Here is an 18757-nt window from a genome sequence, read left to right as displayed (position 1 = left end):
CCACAGGTGATTGCCATGAAACAACCGGCCCTTCGCACACTGTCCTACACCCTTGCCATCAGCATGTCCTTGACGCCAGTAGCTTCATGGGCGGGGGTAGATATCGCCCAAACACCGCTCATGGTGGGCGAGCCAATAGCCCCGAACATCATGTTCATCCTCGACGACTCAGGCTCCATGGGCTGGGAACACATGCCGGGGACCACTGCCACCTGGAGCAGCGCCCCCGTAGGCGGCCTGCCGAATCCCGTCAGCGTGAACGACATCCGCCTGCGCGCCTCCAACATCAATACCCAGTGGTACAACCCGCTCATCAGCTATGAGCCCTGGCTCAAGTACGACGGCAGCTCCTACGGCAATGCCGACTACAACAACACCATGAGCGTGGACCCATCCGGCAGCGCCGCCAGCGGCAGCATCAATTTCAAGACCAAGTTCACCAGCTGGGTCACGCTGACTACGGGCACCAGCAACACCTATGGGATTGAAATTTCAGACCAGATAGCAACAAGTACATCCAATACCCCGAGCGGAAGAAGCACTGGCCTGGCCAGCGCCAACTACCAGTGGCGCTACAGCGGCTTTTATTACCTCACTGGTACTAACGAAAAAACAGCCACGCATTACACGCGCTATGATTTCATCTATGGCTGCTCTACAGGAACCACCTGCAACAACAGCCAGAAACAATGGCGCGCCCGCCAGTTTGTGATCAATAGCACCAACGGAGTGAACGGCACGGCGACCGAAATCGCCCAATTTGATTGGACACCCTACGGCGGCACCACGCGCAGCGTCGAACAGGAACTGCAAAACTACGCCAACTGGTTTGTCTACTATCGTTTGCGTATCAACATGGCCAAGGCCGCCGCCAGCCGCGCCTTTGCCACACTCAGCGAGGGCTATCGGATCGGCTTTGATACCCTGCAATACAACAGTAAATCGACCACACCCATCTACCCCATCCCGGTCGGCACCAGCGAAGGAAAATTCCTGGGAACCAACAAGCAAAACTGGTTTGCCAAGCTAATGGCTGCCAATGCCTACAATGGCACCTCGCTACGTGAAGCGCTGGGGCGCAGCGGCGAATATTTCAGCGATAACACAGGCAGCTACAAAACCACTAACGGCCCCTATGGCTCGGGCTCAGGCAAGCCTCTGCTCACCTGCCGACAAAACTTCGCCATTCTGACTACCGATGGCTATTGGAACGGCAATGCAGCAACCGTCAGCAGCGCCAACGCAGACAATGACAGCACAAATGGCACCCAGATCACTGGTGTCAATGACCAGAAATATACCTATGAAGCCAAGCCCCCCTACGAGGACAGCCGCAAAAACACGCTAGCAGACGTGGCCATGTATTACTGGAAACGCGATCTCATGACAAACCTGTTGAATAACGTACCCGCTACCGGAAAGAACCCAGCCTTTTGGCAGCATATGCGCACCTATGGCATTTCCATTGGTGAGAAGGGCACGCTGGACCCCAAGGATCAGAACACCGTAAATGGACTCAACAACGGGGCCAAACCCTGGCCGGAGCCTGGCGATAACAAACAGGAAAACATCGACGACCTCTGGCACGCTGCCGTCAATTCGCGCGGCGAGTTCATCGTCGCCAGAGATCCCAATGAATTCGCCCGTGCCCTCACCAACACCCTGATGGAGATCGCCAGCGAGACCAAGTCCGAGGCCAGTGGCGGAGTAAACCAGTCTGAAATCACCACCGGCGGGAATAAAGCGTATTTCAGCCGTTACACCTCAGGCCAGTGGGATGGCGATCTCTTTGCGCGCTCGGTCGGCACAGACGGTCAGCAAAACATTAGCAGCGAACTCTGGTCTGCCGAGGCCAAATTACCCGCCTGGGCCAGCCGCAATATCTGGGTCAATAACAACGGAACATTCCAGAAACTGACCGGAGCCATCCCTGGCTTGAGTGCCGATGTTGTCAACTATCTGCGCGGCGATCAAAGCAAAGAAGAAGGCAAGGTCGGCGGCACCTTCCGCAAACGCACGCGCCTTTTGCCCGCGTTCATCAACTCGCAGCTCGTTTATGTTGCTCCTCCTGAGCAAAGCAATTTTTATGAAAGTAAAACTTTTGCCGGTGCCAGCACGTACAACAGTTTCGTCACCAGCGCCGGTAGCCGCACGCCGATGATCTACATCGCCGGAAATAACGGCATGCTGCACGGCTTCGATGCCGACACAGGCGTCGAAAAATTCGCTTTTCTGACCAAAAACGCCATCGACAGCGGCACATTCACCAATTATGTAAAACCGAAATACGGTTCGCCTGGCGGAACGGATCACAAATACATTCTTGATGGTGAGCTCAGCGTGGCCGATGTTTATTTAAGCGGCGGCTGGAAAACGGTTCTCGTCGGCACCCAGGGACGCGGCGGCAAAGGCGTATTCGCACTCGACGTGACGAACCCGAACAACATTACCCTGCTCTGGGAAAAAACCGCAGCAGACAGCGGGGCGCTGGGTAACAACCTAGGAAAACCAATTATTACCCAAGTTGCAGCGGGCGATTGGCGGGTTATTTTTGGTAATGGCCCGAATTCAACCGGCGACAAAGCCCAGTTGATCATGATCTCGCTATCCTCCGGAACGATTAGCGCCGTCGATACCGGAGCCACAGGAAACAATGGTCTTTCCGGGGTTAATCTTTGGGATGCCGACAAAGACGGCATTTTCGAAACGGCCTACGCGGGTGATTTAAATGGCAATCTCTGGCGCTTCAATAACTTAGGGGGTGGTGCCAGCGCAACAAAAATTTTTAGTGCGCCAAGCGGGCAAGCCATCACTTCAACACCGCTCGTTGTACGCAACCAAAAAACTGACGACACCTGGGTTTTTGTCGGCAGCGGTCGCTATCTGAACAACGCGGATCTGAAAAACACGGATCAACAAGCCTGGTATGGATTGATCGATAAAAAAGACGGTGTCGTGAGCAGTGTCAGCACCTTGCTGCAACGCACGGTCACCGCCGACAAGCTCGAGAAAGGGAGCGAGGGCGATATTCTCAACAATACCGGCGGAAAAAATCGTGGCTGGTACATCAATTTCCGAACAGCCAAACCAGGAGAGCGCATGATGACACCCAACTTCATCATCGGCGGTGCCTTGTTCGGTGTGACTTTCATCCCCGATGCTGCCGACCCGTGCGAACCCAAAGGCAGTAGTTCTCTCTGGGCTGTCAATCCGTTCAGTGGGGCCAATCTAGGTCAAAATGTATTCGGTACCACCGGCGTATCCATCATGAACGACCTTTCGCCAATCACCAGCGGCGCGCCGGCAATCAACATCAACAAAGGCACAGGGCAAGATCCTGGAAAGTTCCATATTCAGCTTCCGACCGGAACCACTGATGGCACAATCCCCACCGGCCGCCCTGCCCGCCAAGCCTGGCGCGAAGTGGTTGCGCCTTAACTCGAGAGTTTGACAATGAGAAAATACTCTTCTTCCCTTCGAGCTGCCACCAGCGGCTTCACCTTGATCGAGCTCATGATCGTCGTGGCCATCGTCGGCATCCTCGCCAGCATTGCTCTACCATCTTACCAGGAGCATGTACGCAGAAGCTTTCGTTCCCAGGCGCAGTCCTGCATGATGCAAACCGCACACGCCATGGAACGCCGCTACACGACCAATCTGACCTATGCTGGCGCAGACCCCAACCTGGGCTGCGAAACCGAAGGCAGCCTGAATACCCGCTATAACATCAGCGTAGGCAGTATTGCGGCCAGAACCTTTACCGTCACTGCCGCACCAACGGGAGCGCAAAGCGCAGATAAATGCGGCACGATGACGCTGAATCAGCTCGGCGCAAAATCTCCCAGTACGGCGGGTTGCTGGTAAAACGGCGAACCTGTTCAACAAAACCCGGCCCCCCGCCGGGTTTTTAATGCCCATTTTTATGCCAACCCACCCACAACCCCACCCACAGCCCCTACAATGCCAGCTTTGTCACACAGGAGAACGCACATGAAGGGCGACAAGAAAATCATCGAGATTCTGAATGAATTACTGGCCGGGGAATTGACGGCGGTGGATCAATATCTGCTGCACGGCGAGATGTATGCCGATATGGGCTTGAATGCGCTGGCGGAGAAGTCGATTCATGAATCCGACCACGAGCGCCAGCATGCGCGGGCGTTGATTCAGCGCATCCTGTTCCTGGAAGGCAAGCCGAATCTGGCCAAACGCGAGGCGCTGAAGGTCGGCAAGAGCGTGCCGGAGATGCTGCAAGCTGATCTCGATGTGGAATACAAGGTCGATGGTGACCTGAAGAAAGCCATCGTCGCCTGCGAAAAGGCTCAGGATTACGTCACCCGCGACATGCTCAAGGTACAGCTGGAAGACACCGAGATGGATCACGCCTACTTCCTGGAAAAGCAGTTGCGCCTAATCGAACTGGTCGGCCTGCAAAATTATCTGCAAAGCAAAATGCGCGCAGATGACGCGGCAAATGCCGGCTAAGGGGGCAACATGAAAGGCGATAAAAAAGTCATCGAGGTGCTGAACAAGGTGCTGAAAAACGAGTTGACGGCGATCAACCAGTATTTCCTGCACGCCCGCATGTTCCGCAACTGGGGCCTGGAAAAGCTCAACGACTACCAGTACAAGCAGTCGATCCGCGTCATGAAAGAGGCCGACGAACTGATCGAGCGCGTGCTGTTTCTGGAAGGGCTGCCCAATCTGCAGAATCTGGGCAAATTGTTGATCGGTGAAAACGTCGTCGAGTGTCTGCAAGGCGATTTGCAGTACGAGCAAACGATCCAGCGCCCGCTTCTCATCGACGCCATTACCCTGTGCGAAGAAGCCAAGGATTACGTCAGCCGCGAACTGCTGGAAGACCTGCTGGAACACTGCGAGGCAGCCATCGACTGGCTGGAAACCCAGCACAGCCTGATTGGCGACGTCAGCCTGCCGAACTACCTGCAAGCGCATATGGCGGCGGCGCAGTAAGAAAAAATTTCAGCATCACGAAAACGGCAGCCTCTACGGGCTGCCGTTTTTACGAGAAACCATTGCAAGAAACCACTACTCCAGCCAATGGCAATGCACTCGGTGTGTTGCGCTGAGATGGTGTGCAGCGGGATAGGTTGCGCGGCAGCTGGCATCGGCTTGCGGGCAGCGTGGATGAAAATGGCAACCGGCCGGCGGTTGGGCCGGAGAGGGCAAATCTCCGTGCAGGGTCTGCGCCCGGTGGCCGTCTTCGGCAAGCTTGGGCTGCAACACGGCCGAAAGCAGGGCGCGGGTGTAGGGGTGGCGCGGCCTGCGCAAGACTTCGTCTGCCCTGCCGTATTCGACGATGCGCCCGAGGTACATCACCGCGATGTCGTGCGCCAGATAATCGACCACGGCGAGATTGTGGGTGATGAACAAATAGGCCACCCCCAATTCCTGCTGCAATTTCTTCAACAAATTAAGGATTTGTGCCTGCACCGACACATCGAGCGCCGAGGTCGGTTCATCGCACACCAGTAATTGCGGTCGCACCGCCAAAGCGCGGGCAATGGCGATGCGCTGGCGCTGGCCGCCGGAAAATTCATGCGGAAAACGCCCCGGCGCATCCGCTGGCAAGCCGACGGCCTGCAGTAATTGCGCCACCGCCTGGGTTTCGCCGCCGATACCCAAGGCCTGCATACCTTCGGCAATGATCTCGCCGACACGCAAACGCGGGTTGAGCGAAGCAAAGGGGTTCTGAAACACCATCTGCGCCTGATGCCGAACTGCCTGCAGGGTTTTACCGCGCGCCCCCACCCATTCCTCGTTCTTGACGCGCACACTGCCAGCCGTGGGTTGCAGCAACTGCAACACCGCTTTGCCGACGGTGGTTTTGCCGCAGCCGGATTCTCCCACCAAGGCCAGGGTGCGCCCGGCGGCGATACTCAAGGACAGCCCGTCGACGGCCTTTACCTGCCCCACCACGCGCTGCAAAATGCCGCGCCGGATTGGAAAATGCACAGCCAAATCCTGCACCACGAGCAAGGGCGAGGCAGCTGACAAGGATTCGGGCGGCGAGTGTGGGAGCGAATCTGGCAACAAATCCGGCGGCGAATCTAACGACACTCCCGACAAGGATTCGCCCCCCCCATTGACTGCGCCCAAAGCCTGGGGCGGCACGGGGGGATACGCGTGGCAGCGCAAAATTTGCCCGGCTTGCGCACTTTGCCAAGGCGGATTTTCTGTGGCGCAGCGCGCTAAAACCTGGGTACAGCGCGGCGCAAAACGGCAGCCTCGGGGCATGGCCGTCACACTGGGCACCTGTCCGGCAATCGTCTGCAAGGGCGTGCCGCGCCGGCCGGCATCGGGCAAAGCGGCAAACAGCGCTTGCGTGTAGGGGTGCGCGGGCTGGCTGAAAAACTGCTCGCGCCCTGCCACTTCGACAAGCTCGCCGGCGTACATGACGCCGATACGATGCGCCAGACGCGCCACCACACCCAGATCATGGGTGATGAGCAAAATCGCCATGCCGCGCTCGATTTGCAATTTGGCCAGCAAATCGAGAATCTGGGCCTGCACCGTGACGTCCAGCGCGGTGGTCGGTTCATCGGCAATCAGCAATTCCGGCTCACCGGCCAAGGCCATGGCGATCATCACCCGCTGCTGCATGCCGCCCGAAAGCTGAAAAGGATATTCGTCCAGACGCCGCGCCGCATCCGCGATACCCACCTGTTCGAGCAGCGCCTGAGCGCGCGCCCGCGCTGGCGCGCCGCGCAAATCGAGATGGCGCGCCAGCACTTCGCCGATTTGCTGGCCCACGCTGAGCACGGGATTCAGGCTGGTCGCCGGCTCTTGAAAAATCATCGCGATCTTGCCGCCGCGATAAGCACGCATGGCGACTTCCGGCAGCGCCAGCAAATCGCTGCCGGCAAAGCGTACAGTGCCGCCCAAAACCCGCCCAGCGGCAGGCAGGAGGCGCAAAATACCCTGCGCGCTGACGGATTTTCCGCAGCCGGATTCCCCCAAAAGGGCAAAGGTTTCGCCGCGCGCGATCGTGAAAGAAATGCCGTCGACCGCCTTCAGCACCGCTTTCCCCGCCTGAAAGCCCAGGCGCAAATCATCGACTTCCAGCAGAGCAGGCGGCATCGGCAGCATCAGGCTGCCCTCGGATCAAAAGCATCGCGCACCGCGTCGGCAAACAGATTGGCCGCCAACACCAGAATGAACATTGCGCCAAAGGCTGCCGCGAGCGACCACCATACCACCGGCTCACGCCCCAATTCCATGCGCGCATTGTTGATCATGGTGCCGAAACTGATCATCGAGGGATCCACACCAATACCGACGTAAGACAGCACGGCTTCGGCCAAGACCAAGCTGGAAAAATCCATCACCAGCGCGATGATGACGATGTGCATGACATTGGGCAGGATATGGCGGCTGATGATGCGCCGGCTGCTGACGCCAAAGGCCTGCGCCGCCTGGATATATTCCAGTTCGCGCAGCTTCAGCGTCTCGCCGCGCAACAAGCGGCACAAGCCGGTCCAACTGGTCAGCCCAAGAATGAAACACAGGGCGAGCAAGCGCAGATCGGCCCGTTCGGCAGCCGTGGCAAACCATTGTGGATGCCCATCGATCAAAACTTGCAACATAAGCACGGCGGCGGCGATGAGCAGCACGCTGGGGATGGAATTCAAAACGGTGTAGACATACTGAATGAGATCATCGGCCCAACCGCGAAAATACCCCGCCACGATGCCGAGCAGCACGGCCAAAGGCAGCATGACAAGCGTCGTCACCAAACCGATGATCAGCGCCGTGCGCACGCTTTTCAGCACCTGATACAGCACGTCCTGCCCGACCTTATCGGTGCCAAAGACGTGGTAATGGCCGGCGAGCGCAAACATCGGCCCTAAAATCAGAAAAATAGCGCCCAAACTCAGGAGCACGGCGCTCCAGGCCGTTGCCGTATCGCCGCGCCAAACCTTGGCCCAGCCGCCTTGCCGGGCGCACAGCCAAGACGCCAGCGCCAGCCACAGCATAAGCGCGCCGCCCGCCCCCCAGGCGGCACGCGTCAGCACGTCGCCGCGCCAGCTTGTGGCCTCTGCCGGCAGATGCGCACCGCCGTAGCGCAAACGGGGAAAATCGCGCAGCACGCTGGCACCGGGCAACTCGGTGCTTTCCTTGACGAAAAGGTGGATGGCCAAGGGTGCCGAATAGGTTTTTTCGGTTTGCACGCGCAGGGGCTCGGCCAGGGCATCGAGCACGGAGCGCACCTCGATGGCATAGCGCCCGGCCTCGCCCGGCGCGCCCGCCACATCGGGCAAGGCCGGGCGGTAATGCAAGGAATCCAGCCAACCGAGCAGAACAAAGGCCAGCAATACGGTGGCCGCGCCCATGCCGCTGTGACTTGCCGCCGCCTTCGCCCAGGCGGCACGCAAAGGCGGGCTGCGTCGCACCAGCCAGACCAGCCCCAGCCCGGCCGCCAACAACAGCCAGATCAAGGCATCGGACCACAAAAAAACGATTTGAAAACCGTTCATGCGAAACGAATCCTTGGATCAACCAAGGTGTAGGAAAGATCGGTCAAGATCAAACCCGCGATGTAGAGCACTGAACCGATGAATACCATGGCCCGCACCACGGCAAAATCCTGCGCCTGAATGGCATCGATGGTGTAACTGCCCAGCCCGGGAATGCCGAAAAAAGATTCCGTCAGCAAAGAGCCCATGAACAGCGAGGGAATCACCACGACCACACCGGTCAGAATCGGGATCAGGGCGTTTTTCAGCACATGACGGAAAAATACCCAGGTTTCGCTCAAGCCCTTGGCGCGTGCCGTGCGCACATAGTCCTTGCCAACTTCCTCAAGAAAAATCGTCCGATACCAGCGAGCCGAGGCACCTATGCCCGCCACGACACCGATCAGCACCGGTAATACCAAAAAACGCCAGGCATCGAGCCCCGCGCCGTAACCGGAAATCGGCACCAGGCGCAGCATCTTGGCAAAGAAAAACTGCCCGCCGATGATGTAGAACAAACCCGATATCGACATCATCGCCACACACAACACCACGCCCCAGACATCGAGCGCCGTGGCGCGAAAAAACGCCAGCAGCAAAGCCAGACTCACCGTGACGAACAAACCAAGCAGGAAAGTCGGCAGGGCAATCGCCAAAGACGGCCCCATGCGACTGGCAATTTCCCGGGTAATGTCGCGCCCGTCTTCGGCGCGGCCAAAATCGCCGACAAAAAGGCGCAAGGATTTATCGAAAAAAATCGTTTGCGTCAGCACGCCCGTCCCTTGCGCCGCGAAATTGACAAAAAGCGGCTGGTCATAGCCACGCGCCCGCTTCCATTCGACGATCGCTTCCGGCGTCACCCGCTTCACCCCCAACTGCAAACGCGCCATATCGTCGGGGGTATTGACGATGAAAAAGAGCGCGAAGGTGATCAAATTCACCCCGATCAATATCGGAAGCGCATAAAACAGGCGGCGGACAAGGTAGGCAAGCATGGCGGGGGATTATCTCAGAAGCCTGGGCAATGCGCCGCTTATCGGTGCGATCTGCGGGCCAGTTCCTGTGGATTTGCACGCCCGCCCCCCTGGAAGCGAACGCCCAGGGCGCTAGGCAAACATCCTCGCTGCCTGACGGCGCAGAATCCACAAAAAGGCGATGGCCCCCAGATTCATGGTGAGCGCATAGACCACGCTGGGCACGGCCAATGCTGGCTGCTGGAAGAGGGTCAGGGCGACAAAAATGCCCAGGCCGGCATTTTGCAAGCCGCATTCCATGGCAATGGCGATGCTTTCGCGCCGTCCCAGGCGTGCCAGGCGCGCCAACAAGATGCCGCCGCCCAGACTGAGCCCATTCAACAACAAAGTCGCCATGCCGATCTCCGGTAGGCCGGTCGTGATGGTTTCACGATGCGCAACAAAGGTCACGAGCACGATGGCCATGAAAAAAAGCGTCGCAATTTTTCCGACCACCTGTTCCCCGCGCTCACTCACCCAGCGCGTGCCCAAGCGCAAAAACATGCCCAACAAAATAGGCAAGCTAGTGACCAGAAGCAAGCCGCCCAGTAATTTACCGAGCGGCAAATCGCCTATTTCGATGCTGCGCAAACCCTCGGCCTGCCCGGCCAGAACGATATTGATGATGAAGGGCAAGGTGATGAGCGCCAGCAAGCTGCTCGTCACCGTCAGAATCAAGGACAAGGCGACGTTGCCGCGTGCCAGATGGGTGAGAAAAGCGGAACTGACGCCGCCCGGGCAGGCGGCGATAATCATCAAACCCAAGTGCGACAAGGGCGACAAACCAAGCAACTGGCCGATAAGAAAGGCCAGCAGCGGCAGCATCAGCACTTGGCCGAGCAAACCATAAACGATGCCGCGAAAATCATGCACCGCCGCCCGAAAATCGCCCGGGCGCAAGGCAAGCCCCAGCGAAAACATGATGAAGGCCAGCGCCAAGGGCAGAAAAAGGTTTTCAATCATGAGCGGCTGGGGCCAATCCTTTTCGGGCGAATACTTTGCTTTGGCGGCGCTTTATTTCAGCAAAGTATCTGCCACGGCATCAAAATCCTTGCGCGTAAACTGACCGATCTTGCGCTGCACGATTTGCCCATCTTTACCGATGATCAAGGTAAACGGCAGGCCGGACACGCCATTACCCAGGCTTTGCATCAGCCACAGGCCTTTTTTCTTGTCGACACCCACCGTGTAATTGATCTCGTAGGCCTTGGCAAATTCTTTGACTGCCGCTGCGTCTTCTTCAATCGCCAGGCCGAGCACGACCAAGCCGCGCTTACCGTACTCGTTTTGCAACTGAATCAATTCAGGAATTTCCTTGCGACAAGGCGGACACCAGCGCGCCCAGAAATTGACGATCACCGCCTTGCCACGATATTGCTCGAGCACCAGCGGTTTACCGTCCAGACCATCGACCGTCGTTGCGTAAAAAGGCGTGGCATCACCGGCAAAGACGCTGCCCACCGCGGCCAACAACAAAGCACCAAGAAGGCATACGCCGCGCAAAAGTTTCATAGCAGGTCTCCACGCTTGAACAGAAGATAGCCGCCGGCTGCCGACAAAATACCAAGCAGGGCCGGATAAACGAGCGCAAAGAGGCGAAAGCCGTCCGCGCCAAACAAATCGAGAATGACGTAGGCCGAGGGGCCGAGCACGATCAGCTGCGGGTCGAACATGGCCAGCGCCGCCGTGCGGAAGACTTGCAAGGGATTCACCAAGGCCAGCGTCACAGCGATTTCCGGCGTTACCCGCTCTTGAATCATCACGCCAAGCAAAATCAGATCAAGGAAGAGGAGTAGCACCAGCCACACCATGAAGGCCGCGCCCTGCGCCATGTCGGTGCTGCGCGCGACCACTGAAATGAGCATGCCGATACCGAGAAAACACAGGCCCATCGCCGCCAGCAGGCCGGTGTAATAGACAAACATCGACCACGGCACTTCGATATTGACGATGGTGGCCCAGACGACCGCGCCCAGCATAGCGAGGAAAACTGGCGCGAATACCGCCACATAGCGACCGAGGAACTTGCCCCAGAACCAGGCCTGCAGGCCAACCGGCAGGGACAAAAGATATTCGAAAACCCCCGCCTCACGATCCCCCGCCACCGAGCGCACCGTGGTAATCAGGACAAAAATCGGCAAAATCGCCATGGTCAGCTGAATGTAGGTGACCAGCAAACGCGACAGGCCGATAAAGCCGAGCACCCGCGATTCGGTCAGGCCAAAAACGAAAAGCAGCGCCACGATGCCACCGAAAACCAGGGTGTAAATCTGGAACCAGCGCGCACGCAGGGATTCAACGAGATCGAGTTTTGCAGTCAGCCACAGTTGATTCATATCATCTACCTTTTGCCAGAATATGTTGGCGCATGTCGGTGTAATCGAGCGTCCCCGCCATCGGTGTATTGACGGCGGCAAAGTTGTAACCCATCGGCGAGGTGCGCGTCACGTACAGGGCTTTTTTCGGATCGAGCCAGCGCATGTCCTCGCGGCTCTTCGAGTTGAAATCTGCCACCCATTGCCGGGTGGCCGCCTCAGCCATCCAGGGATATTTGTCTGCCTGTTCTTTCATCCAGAACACCAGACAGCCGACATCGTCGAATTTGAAGACGGTTTCCTTGGGCCCGCCACGCAACTGGGCCGCAAAACGCCGGTCGGAAATGACCATTTTGCAGCGCACGCAGGTATCGCGATCCCACTTGATTTCCGCCATGCCTTCCGGCCAGCCGTCTTTTTTACCGCAGGCGGCAAGCAGCGCGGCCAAGGGCGTGAGGAGCAAGCCACCGGCACCGGCGCGCAGCAAAAAACTGCGCCGCCCGGCGGCTGCGGCTGGGTTCTGCCCGCACATCTTAAGCTTCGCTCAGGGAAAGATCGGCAATCAGGGCTGTGTAGCGCGACACAATGCCGAGGAAACGCAAGCGATCTGGGCCGGCGATTTCGCCCGTCCACACCGTTTGCGCCGCATCAGGCGCCAGCTTCCAGCCGTCGAGCGCCTTGGCAAATGCCGGTTCCGGGCGCTTCAAGACGATGCGGCAGGCCAGACGGTCGGTCAGCGTGGCATCATCGGCCACCCGGTCATCGATGACGATTTTCCCCATGTCCATTTCGATCACGCGATTGACGAGGGAAGACACCTCATCCAGGCGGTGACTGGAAATGATCATGGTGGCGTCGTTCAGGCGTTCTGCCAGCAGATCGAAGAAAATTTTGCGCGCTTCCGGATCAAGATTGGCCGCCGGCTCATCCATGATCAAAAGCTTGGCATCGCGCCCCAGGGCAATGGCGATCAGAAGCTTTTGCTTCATGCCGCCGGACAGGCGTACAAATTGGCGCGACAAAATGCCGTCGATATCCAGGCCGAGACGCTTGCCAATGGCGTGAATGCGCTGCGGATCGGTTTTGCACAGCGCAGCGGAAAAATCGATCAACTGCCCCACCGGCATTTTCAGGGGCGGCGGCAACTGCGGCACGAAACCGATTTTGCCCAGCACTTCGGTCCGCCGCTTGCGCGGATTGAGTCCGTCGATACTGACTTCGCCCTGATGTTCGTACTCGCCGAGCAAACAACGGATGAGGGTGGTTTTTCCGGCACCGTTCGAACCGATCAGGGCAATACGCTCGCCCAAAGCAATTTCGAGATCGATGCCATTGAGGACCTGCGCGCGGCGAAAGGTCTTGCCGATATTTTTGAACTGGATCATGGGATGGATTCTAGGCGCTGTGCGCGCCGGCAACTTTTCATCTGGATCAAAAATCACAAGAGTTTGGACAAACCCTTGACCTCATAACGCAATGCGCCCGTCGGGCAGACATCAACGCACAAACCGCAGCGCGTGCAATCCGGCCCCAAGCCAATGACTTCCTCGTCGGCGCGGCCTTTGACGGTCACATCGAGCACATGTGGCACCAGGCACACCTTGCGGCAATCGCCCTCGTGGAAGCAATGTTCGACGTGATAACTGATGCGTAAGGGCGAAATGATGCCCACTGCGCCATAGGTCAAACCAATCGGGCAGATATAGCGGCACCAGGCGCGGCGCGACCAGAACACTTCAAACAGCAGCAGCAAGAAGACCCAGCCCAGGGCCAGCCCCGGCCCATAAATCAGGGCGCGTGACAGGATGCCGGTGGGCGACAAGGTTTCAAAAATCGTATAGCCGGAAACCAAGGCCATTAGCGCGAACAAAATCCAAAAAACGGTGCGCGTGCCGCGATGAAACTCGTGCTCGGTAACGATTTTCTTGCCCACCAGGTAAAGGTGCAGTTTTTCCGCCCATTCCGCAACCAGATGGTAGGGGCAAACCCAGGAACAGAAACTACGCCCGCCCAAGGCCACCCAGAGCAAGAACACCGTAAATGTGCCAATGAACAAATTGACGATGATATGCTTGTGCGCCAGCATCACCTGCAGCGCGGAGTTCAGGTCGATCAGGTGAAAACCGACGAAACGCGAGGCGGTGAGTGCACCTTCGAGAATCTGGATATCGAGCCAGAAACTGAAAACGAAGAGCAGATTCACCGCAATCAGCACTGCCCAACGACGGTTACGCCATTTATGGCTGGTTTCGTGGTGCGCCCGCGCGTGTAATTTTTCCTTGATGTAGCGATCTTTATCCTCGTACTTGAGGAACATGATTTTTTGCACCCGCTCGGAAACCTTTTCCGGTTTCTGCGGTGCTTCGCCCAACATCCCCTTGATGAGATTCCAACGCCGTCCCATCATGCTTCTCCCTTCCAGCTTGCCTGAGCATCGACGACGATGGCGGTGGGCTCGACCGGACAAATCATTTCACACACGCCGCAACCGACACACTGCTCCTGCACGACCGGCATGAAGCGCCCGGCTTCGGGCGGCCCGAAGGGCTGCAGGGCAATGGCGTCCTGGATTGGGCATTCGGTCACGCACAAATCGCAAATCTCACGCTCATACGGATGTTCGCGCACGGCGATGGGTTTCCAGCGGTCGACCTCGACATAACGCATCTGGCCGGTAAAGGCTTCGCCCCGGGCCACCCCTTTGAAGCCCTTGCCTTGCATCGCCAGGCAGGCTTCGGGTTTGTCCAGACGGGCGACGCCAAAACGTTCCTTGAGATTGAGGCTGGGCTCCGGGTCTTTGGCTTTCGCCTTGAGAATCGGCGCGTGCGCCAGCGGCATGCCAGCGCGCGGGCTCATGAAATCAGGCTTGTCGTAGGCGAGCGCGCCGGTCGGGCAGGCGAGAATGCACTGCACGGCGTCACAAGAAAAATCACAGGCCTGGTTACGGGCGTTGATATACGGCACACCGATGCCGAAGCCATCGGTGATATCCCCCAATTTGATCGCCTGTACCGGGCAGACCTGCACGCACTGCCCGCATTTGATGCAGGAAGCAAGAAAGTCTGCTTCATCGAGCGATCCAGGCGGGCGCAAAATCGGCGCTTTGGCATGTGCATTGACGGGGATATACCCGAGAAAAGACAAGCCCGTCACACCGACGGTCAAACCTACGGATTGCAAAAACTTGCGGCGCGCTTTCTGCGCCTTTTCAATCGACATCGCCGGTTTAGGGGCGACTTTCTTCTGTTCATTGCCACTCATGATACGGCTCCCCGTTCGGGTTTCCGGAAGACAGGTTTTTCATCGCGCAAAATCAAATCCGGCGACGAAAAAGGGGCCAGGCGTTCGAGGAAATCGAGCAGTTCCAATACCGGCGAGCTACGGAAAAAACGCGCCATGGGAAACTCGATCCACAGTTGATCCGCGTAGGAATACAGTTCGTGCGTGTTGTCGCCGACATTGTCGTGATTGCGGTCAAAACCCTGATAATCGTCCCAGTAATTGCCTTCCCAGAAATTTTTGGTTGGATTGTCGCTGCGCCCGCCGTAACTCACCTGCGTCAGGTTGCCCTCGAACATATTGCTGCGCATGTTGTTACCGCCGGTTTCGCTGTTGAACAAAATGGCGATACCGTTATAAGCCAAGCGATTGTTGCGAATTTCTATGGTGCTGTCCGGCTGGAAGGGGGACAGGTCGGAGCCGATGCCAATACCGCAATAAATGATCTCGTTGTTCTCGATCAGGGTACCGGAGGCTTCCTTGAAACCCACCCCCATGCCCGTGGCACCGGTGGCGTGCGAAATGATGTTATTGGTCGCCGCACCGCCCTCGGTGTACATAAAATAAATACCGACGGCATTGTCGTAAAAACGGTTGCGATCCACGACGTTGTCATTGGCAAACATGAAGTGGATGGAATAGCGGCTGCGCCGCCCCAGGTTATCGACAAATTTATTGCGGTGCGCATACCAGGCCACCATGTCGCGCGAATCGATGATTTCGTTGCCTTCAACGAGGTTATCGTTGCTGTACCACAGGCGCAGACCGTCGCCGCGCACGCCCAGCTCCAGATCCTTGGAACGGATGCGGTTATTGCGCACGACACTGTGATCGACCTGTTTCAGATCGATCCCAAAGAGGCAGTTGTCGACCACATTGTCTTCGACCAGGTTGTGATGACCACGCACGTCCAGACAGGAATCATCGGTATCGTGCGAATCGCCCGAACCGGTGAGATGCAGACCGCGAACCACCGAATTGCTGGCATTCAGCGACATTACCGTGCCTTTATCGCCGGCGTCGATGGTCACCTTGCCGCCGCCGTCGATGGTCAGGGGTTTGTCGATCGTGACCGGCCCGGCGTAATGTCCGGGCGGTGGTTTCAGCACAGAACCCGGGGCGGCCTTGTCGACCAGATCCTGAAACGGCTTCAAGCCGTGGATACGCTTGTCGCGCTCGATCAGCATGAAGGTGGGTTTCGGGCGGTCGATAGTGACGCGCGGTGCTGTGCTCATATCGGCACTGGCGGCAAATTCGTGGTCGGGGTCCTCGTCCCCCTGGCCGATGGTGGCCCCGCCCAGAAGGGCGAGCGCCAACATCGTCCGCAGCAAGCTGGCGGAACGCATGGAATTACTCCTGTTCCGGATTTTCGCGCAGTTGCTTACGGCGGATCAAAAGGGCCAGCATCATGCAGACGAACATCGCCATGAGCAGCGCGTAACCCCAATAGGGATAGGAGAAGGTCGAGAACTGTGCCACCTTACCCTCACCGAATACCGTCGGCATGAAAGGTTTGACGGTAAACGCGCCCCAGGGGTGCAGATTATGACCAAAGAACCACAGCCAGGCGGAGTAGGTGATAACGAAGAACACGGGCAACAAGCCCGGCACCAGGGCGAGCAGCAGCTGGAAGGGACGCAGCTTGGCCACCCCGGCAATGACGATGCCCATGACCGCGATCAAACCAAAAATGACGATCTGCGAAATAAGGCTGACGTTATCGCCCCAGGCTTTGATTTTTTCCGGCTCGTTGAAGAAAGTCGCGGTTTCGGCGGTGTACTCAGCGACATGCTTGGCGAGTTTGCCCATGACAAACTGGTCAACCAGCATCCAGCCGGCGACGGCGGCAAAACCCACCGACAAGACCACGAGGCGAGTCTTTTTCTTGACTACGGCAAAGGCCAGCAGCATCACGCCAAAGAAACCAAAGAAGAATTTGGCCAGGGGCTTTTCCACCGGTGCGCCGGAAGCGATCGGGAACATGCCGACGTAGTGGTTGATGGTGTTCATTTCATGCACGCAATCCAGCCCTTCGGCCTTCATGTCGAAATTCTCTTTTTTTGGATCGAGAATCGGATTCCAGCGCTCGTCTTCGTGCGAAAGATCTTTTTGAATCAATTCGTTGGCCATCTGCGTGCCTTTGCCGGCCGCTTTGCAGCCGTTATAGACGCCATCGAAATGGAAATGGATGCGGATGCCGTCGGGGAAGGCATCTTCGGGATAATTGGGGGCGGTGAGTGAGACCCACCAGATCGGGGCGAAATAAGCCGCCACCAGACAAATCAGCGAAATCAGGCTGAGCCCGGCAACGATACGGTTCTGCTTCTCCATGGAGCTACCCTTCAAAATTCCTGCCCGCGCCAATCGGGCATAGGCCGCCTGCCGGGTGGCAGGCGGTATGCGCAACAGACTGATTATTCAGTTCTTGTATGCTGAAATAAGACGAGGCTTATTTCTTACCTTTCGACTTACACATCTTGCCCGGCATCGACAGGCTGGACTGATAGGCCGAAATGGCGACCAGCTGTTCATTGGTGTAGGGCTTGATGACTTTCACCATGTCCGGGTTGGCGTTACGGCGGTGGCCGTCACGAATCTCGGTCATCTGGCGCAGCAGATACTTGTAGTGCTGGCCGGCGATCACCGGGTAGAACTTCTTGGAATCGCCTTCGCCGTTCTTGCCGTGGCACTCGATACACTGCTTCTCGTAGAGATCTTTACCTTTGGCGATCTGAGCGGCAGCATCCGCGCCTTCATACTTGCCATGGTCGGTCGGGATACACAGGGTTTCGATGTAGGCCGAGGTGTCGGCTACGGCTTGCGGGTTCTTCAGCGCTTCCTTGGCGAAGGGGTACATGGTCGGGTTGTCGCGCAGACCTTCGACGATGTCCACCATCTGCTTGGTCAACACCGTCTGATGCTGACCGGCCAACTGCGGGAAGGTACCGTCCGGACGACCGGCACCGTTGGGCAGGTGGCAGGCACCGCAGACTTCGTATTCTTCTTCGCCGGCCTTCGCGTCACCCTTCAATTTCAGGGCTTCGGCAGTCTTGCCGTCCATCTTGTTCCATTGATAGCCCGCAGCTTCGATACCGGCCTTTTTGGGGGCGGGCTGAGCGAAAACCGAGGTCGTTGGGATGAGGGCAGCGGCCACAGCCAGTGCAATAATTTTTTTCATTGGGTTCACCTTGTCTTAAATCAGGATTATTTCTGTTTGGCGAGCCACTCGGCAATCGCCTTCATTTCGGCGTCATTGACCAGGTGCATCACGCCTTTCATGGCAGCGGCCTGACCGTTGCTACGCTTGCCGCTCTTGATATCCTTCATCTGTTCCAGGGCATATTCGGCGTTTTGACCGGCCAGCTTCGGATAGGTCGGGGTCAGCGGGGTTTTGGCATCCTTGCCGTGGCAGCTCCAGCAGGTCTTGTCCTTGTAGAGCGCAGCGCCATCGGGTGCAGCAGCCATGCTGGCGGTTGCTGCGAGCAAACCGGCAACGAGTACGAGTGATTTTTTCATTGGTTTCCCTTTCGATGTGTAAGACGGGGGGCAGTTTCCGTTTGCCCCCCTTATTCAGCCTTAAGCCAGATCAAATTCCGGCTTACTTGACTTTCTTAGCGCCGTTCTGTTCCAGGTAGGTCTTGGCACGCAGACCGATGTCGGCGGCTTTGACCTG

General features: G+C 57.6%; 18 protein-coding genes. 4 read left to right on the top strand and 14 right to left on the bottom strand.

Annotated elements, in window-relative coordinates; genetic code table 11:
- The first annotated feature begins 15 nt into the window (after nucleotides 1-15).
- The 4 genes from ACM62Q_RS09345 to bfr (ACM62Q_RS09330) all read left to right on the top strand — a co-directional run bounded on the left by ACM62Q_RS09345 (nucleotide 16) and on the right by bfr (ACM62Q_RS09330) (nucleotide 4974).
- Nucleotides 16-3438 (top strand): pilus assembly protein, encoded by a 3423-nt coding sequence (locus ACM62Q_RS09345; RefSeq protein ID WP_415035868.1) that lies wholly within the window; start codon nucleotides 16-18, stop codon nucleotides 3436-3438.
- Between the two features lie 15 nt (nucleotides 3439-3453).
- Nucleotides 3454-3864 (top strand): type IV pilin protein, encoded by a 411-nt coding sequence (locus tag ACM62Q_RS09340; RefSeq protein ID WP_415035866.1) that lies wholly within the window; start codon nucleotides 3454-3456, stop codon nucleotides 3862-3864.
- 126 nt (nucleotides 3865-3990) lie between these two features.
- Complete coding sequence (bfr, locus tag ACM62Q_RS09335) at nucleotides 3991-4485, top strand: bacterioferritin (protein ID WP_415035864.1); 495 nt, start codon at nucleotides 3991-3993, stop codon at nucleotides 4483-4485.
- Between the two features lie 9 nt (nucleotides 4486-4494).
- Nucleotides 4495-4974, top strand: a complete 480-nt coding sequence (gene bfr / locus ACM62Q_RS09330) for a bacterioferritin (protein WP_415035862.1) — start codon at nucleotides 4495-4497, stop codon at nucleotides 4972-4974.
- Between the two features lie 75 nt (nucleotides 4975-5049).
- Here the strand turns inward: bfr (ACM62Q_RS09330) and ACM62Q_RS09325 are convergent, their stop codons facing one another.
- The 14 genes from ACM62Q_RS09325 to ACM62Q_RS09260 all read right to left on the bottom strand — a co-directional run bounded on the left by ACM62Q_RS09325 (nucleotide 5050) and on the right by ACM62Q_RS09260 (nucleotide 18600).
- Nucleotides 5050-7110, bottom strand: coding sequence for a dipeptide ABC transporter ATP-binding protein (locus ACM62Q_RS09325; RefSeq protein WP_415035860.1), 2061 nt, complete (start codon nucleotides 7108-7110; stop codon nucleotides 5050-5052).
- The gene (locus ACM62Q_RS09320) at nucleotides 7110-8498 is read right to left on the bottom strand and encodes an ABC transporter permease (RefSeq protein ID WP_415035858.1); all 1389 of its coding nucleotides are present in this window, start codon (nucleotides 8496-8498) and stop codon (nucleotides 7110-7112) included. Before ACM62Q_RS09320 ends, ACM62Q_RS09325 begins: the two co-directional genes overlap by 1 nt.
- Nucleotides 8495-9472 (bottom strand): ABC transporter permease, encoded by a 978-nt coding sequence (locus ACM62Q_RS09315; RefSeq protein WP_415035856.1) that lies wholly within the window; start codon nucleotides 9470-9472, stop codon nucleotides 8495-8497. Before ACM62Q_RS09315 ends, ACM62Q_RS09320 begins: the two co-directional genes overlap by 4 nt.
- A gap of 111 nt (nucleotides 9473-9583) precedes the next feature.
- Nucleotides 9584-10453, bottom strand: coding sequence for a bile acid:sodium symporter family protein (locus ACM62Q_RS09310; protein ID WP_415035854.1), 870 nt, complete (start codon nucleotides 10451-10453; stop codon nucleotides 9584-9586).
- Between the two features lie 51 nt (nucleotides 10454-10504).
- Nucleotides 10505-11002: a TlpA family protein disulfide reductase gene (locus tag ACM62Q_RS09305; protein WP_415035852.1), complete on the bottom strand. Its 498-nt coding sequence runs from the start codon at nucleotides 11000-11002 to the stop codon at nucleotides 10505-10507.
- Nucleotides 10999-11826 carry an ABC transporter permease gene (locus ACM62Q_RS09300; protein ID WP_415035850.1) on the bottom strand — a complete coding sequence of 276 codons (828 nt, stop codon included), beginning with the start codon at nucleotides 11824-11826 and terminating at the stop codon, nucleotides 10999-11001. The genes ACM62Q_RS09305 and ACM62Q_RS09300 overlap by 4 nt, the downstream gene beginning before the upstream one ends.
- Before the next feature lies 1 nt (nucleotide 11827).
- Nucleotides 11828-12337 (bottom strand): nitrous oxide reductase accessory protein NosL, encoded by a 510-nt coding sequence (locus tag ACM62Q_RS09295; RefSeq protein WP_415035848.1) that lies wholly within the window; start codon nucleotides 12335-12337, stop codon nucleotides 11828-11830.
- A gap of 1 nt (nucleotide 12338) precedes the next feature.
- Complete coding sequence (locus ACM62Q_RS09290; RefSeq protein WP_415035846.1) at nucleotides 12339-13190, bottom strand: ABC transporter ATP-binding protein; 852 nt, start codon at nucleotides 13188-13190, stop codon at nucleotides 12339-12341.
- Between the two features lie 53 nt (nucleotides 13191-13243).
- Complete coding sequence (locus tag ACM62Q_RS09285; RefSeq protein WP_415035844.1) at nucleotides 13244-14212, bottom strand: NapH/MauN family ferredoxin-type protein; 969 nt, start codon at nucleotides 14210-14212, stop codon at nucleotides 13244-13246.
- Nucleotides 14209-15066: a 4Fe-4S dicluster domain-containing protein gene (locus ACM62Q_RS09280; protein WP_415035842.1), complete on the bottom strand. Its 858-nt coding sequence runs from the start codon at nucleotides 15064-15066 to the stop codon at nucleotides 14209-14211. The genes ACM62Q_RS09285 and ACM62Q_RS09280 overlap by 4 nt, the downstream gene beginning before the upstream one ends.
- Nucleotides 15063-16430 (bottom strand): nitrous oxide reductase family maturation protein NosD, encoded by a 1368-nt coding sequence (nosD, locus tag ACM62Q_RS09275; protein ID WP_415035840.1) that lies wholly within the window; start codon nucleotides 16428-16430, stop codon nucleotides 15063-15065. Before nosD ends, ACM62Q_RS09280 begins: the two co-directional genes overlap by 4 nt.
- A 4-nt stretch (nucleotides 16431-16434) precedes the next feature.
- The gene (locus ACM62Q_RS09270; protein ID WP_415035838.1) at nucleotides 16435-17415 is read right to left on the bottom strand and encodes a hypothetical protein; all 981 of its coding nucleotides are present in this window, start codon (nucleotides 17413-17415) and stop codon (nucleotides 16435-16437) included.
- 118 nt (nucleotides 17416-17533) lie between these two features.
- Entirely contained in the window at nucleotides 17534-18262 is a 729-nt protein-coding gene (locus tag ACM62Q_RS09265; protein WP_415035836.1) for a c-type cytochrome, read from the bottom strand.
- A 26-nt stretch (nucleotides 18263-18288) separates the two neighbouring features.
- A complete protein-coding gene (locus tag ACM62Q_RS09260) occupies nucleotides 18289-18600 on the bottom strand; it encodes a c-type cytochrome (protein ID WP_415035834.1) in 312 nt (103 codons plus the stop codon).
- Between the last annotated feature and the right edge of the window lie 157 nt (nucleotides 18601-18757).

Source organism: Azonexus sp., assembly GCF_047638095.1.
Lineage (GTDB): Bacteria > Pseudomonadota > Gammaproteobacteria > Burkholderiales > Rhodocyclaceae > Azonexus.
This window is presented reverse-complemented; position numbering and strand designations above follow the sequence as displayed.

Excerpts from the sequence above, each read along its gene's own strand:
- ACM62Q_RS09285 (WP_415035844.1), bottom strand. The coding sequence starts at position 14,212 with ATGATGGGACGGCGTTGGAATCTCATCAAGGGGATGTTGGGCGAAGCA.
- ACM62Q_RS09325 (WP_415035860.1), bottom strand. The coding sequence starts at position 7,110 with ATGCTGCCGATGCCGCCTGCTCTGCTGGAAGTCGATGATTTGCGCCTG.
- ACM62Q_RS09315 (WP_415035856.1), bottom strand. The coding sequence starts at position 9,472 with ATGCTTGCCTACCTTGTCCGCCGCCTGTTTTATGCGCTTCCGATATTG.
- ACM62Q_RS09345 (WP_415035868.1), top strand. The coding sequence starts at position 16 with ATGAAACAACCGGCCCTTCGCACACTGTCCTACACCCTTGCCATCAGC.
- bfr (WP_415035864.1), top strand. The coding sequence starts at position 3,991 with ATGAAGGGCGACAAGAAAATCATCGAGATTCTGAATGAATTACTGGCC.
- ACM62Q_RS09295 (WP_415035848.1), bottom strand. The coding sequence starts at position 12,337 with ATGTGCGGGCAGAACCCAGCCGCAGCCGCCGGGCGGCGCAGTTTTTTG.
- ACM62Q_RS09310 (WP_415035854.1), bottom strand. The coding sequence starts at position 10,453 with ATGATTGAAAACCTTTTTCTGCCCTTGGCGCTGGCCTTCATCATGTTT.
- ACM62Q_RS09305 (WP_415035852.1), bottom strand. The coding sequence starts at position 11,002 with ATGAAACTTTTGCGCGGCGTATGCCTTCTTGGTGCTTTGTTGTTGGCC.
- ACM62Q_RS09340 (WP_415035866.1), top strand. The coding sequence starts at position 3,454 with ATGAGAAAATACTCTTCTTCCCTTCGAGCTGCCACCAGCGGCTTCACC.
- ACM62Q_RS09265 (WP_415035836.1), bottom strand. The coding sequence starts at position 18,262 with ATGAAAAAAATTATTGCACTGGCTGTGGCCGCTGCCCTCATCCCAACG.
- bfr (WP_415035862.1), top strand. The coding sequence starts at position 4,495 with ATGAAAGGCGATAAAAAAGTCATCGAGGTGCTGAACAAGGTGCTGAAA.
- ACM62Q_RS09280 (WP_415035842.1), bottom strand. The coding sequence starts at position 15,066 with ATGAGTGGCAATGAACAGAAGAAAGTCGCCCCTAAACCGGCGATGTCG.
- ACM62Q_RS09270 (WP_415035838.1), bottom strand. The coding sequence starts at position 17,415 with ATGGAGAAGCAGAACCGTATCGTTGCCGGGCTCAGCCTGATTTCGCTG.
- ACM62Q_RS09290 (WP_415035846.1), bottom strand. The coding sequence starts at position 13,190 with ATGATCCAGTTCAAAAATATCGGCAAGACCTTTCGCCGCGCGCAGGTC.
- ACM62Q_RS09320 (WP_415035858.1), bottom strand. The coding sequence starts at position 8,498 with ATGAACGGTTTTCAAATCGTTTTTTTGTGGTCCGATGCCTTGATCTGG.
- nosD (WP_415035840.1), bottom strand. The coding sequence starts at position 16,430 with ATGCGTTCCGCCAGCTTGCTGCGGACGATGTTGGCGCTCGCCCTTCTG.
- ACM62Q_RS09260 (WP_415035834.1), bottom strand. The coding sequence starts at position 18,600 with ATGAAAAAATCACTCGTACTCGTTGCCGGTTTGCTCGCAGCAACCGCC.
- ACM62Q_RS09300 (WP_415035850.1), bottom strand. The coding sequence starts at position 11,826 with ATGAATCAACTGTGGCTGACTGCAAAACTCGATCTCGTTGAATCCCTG.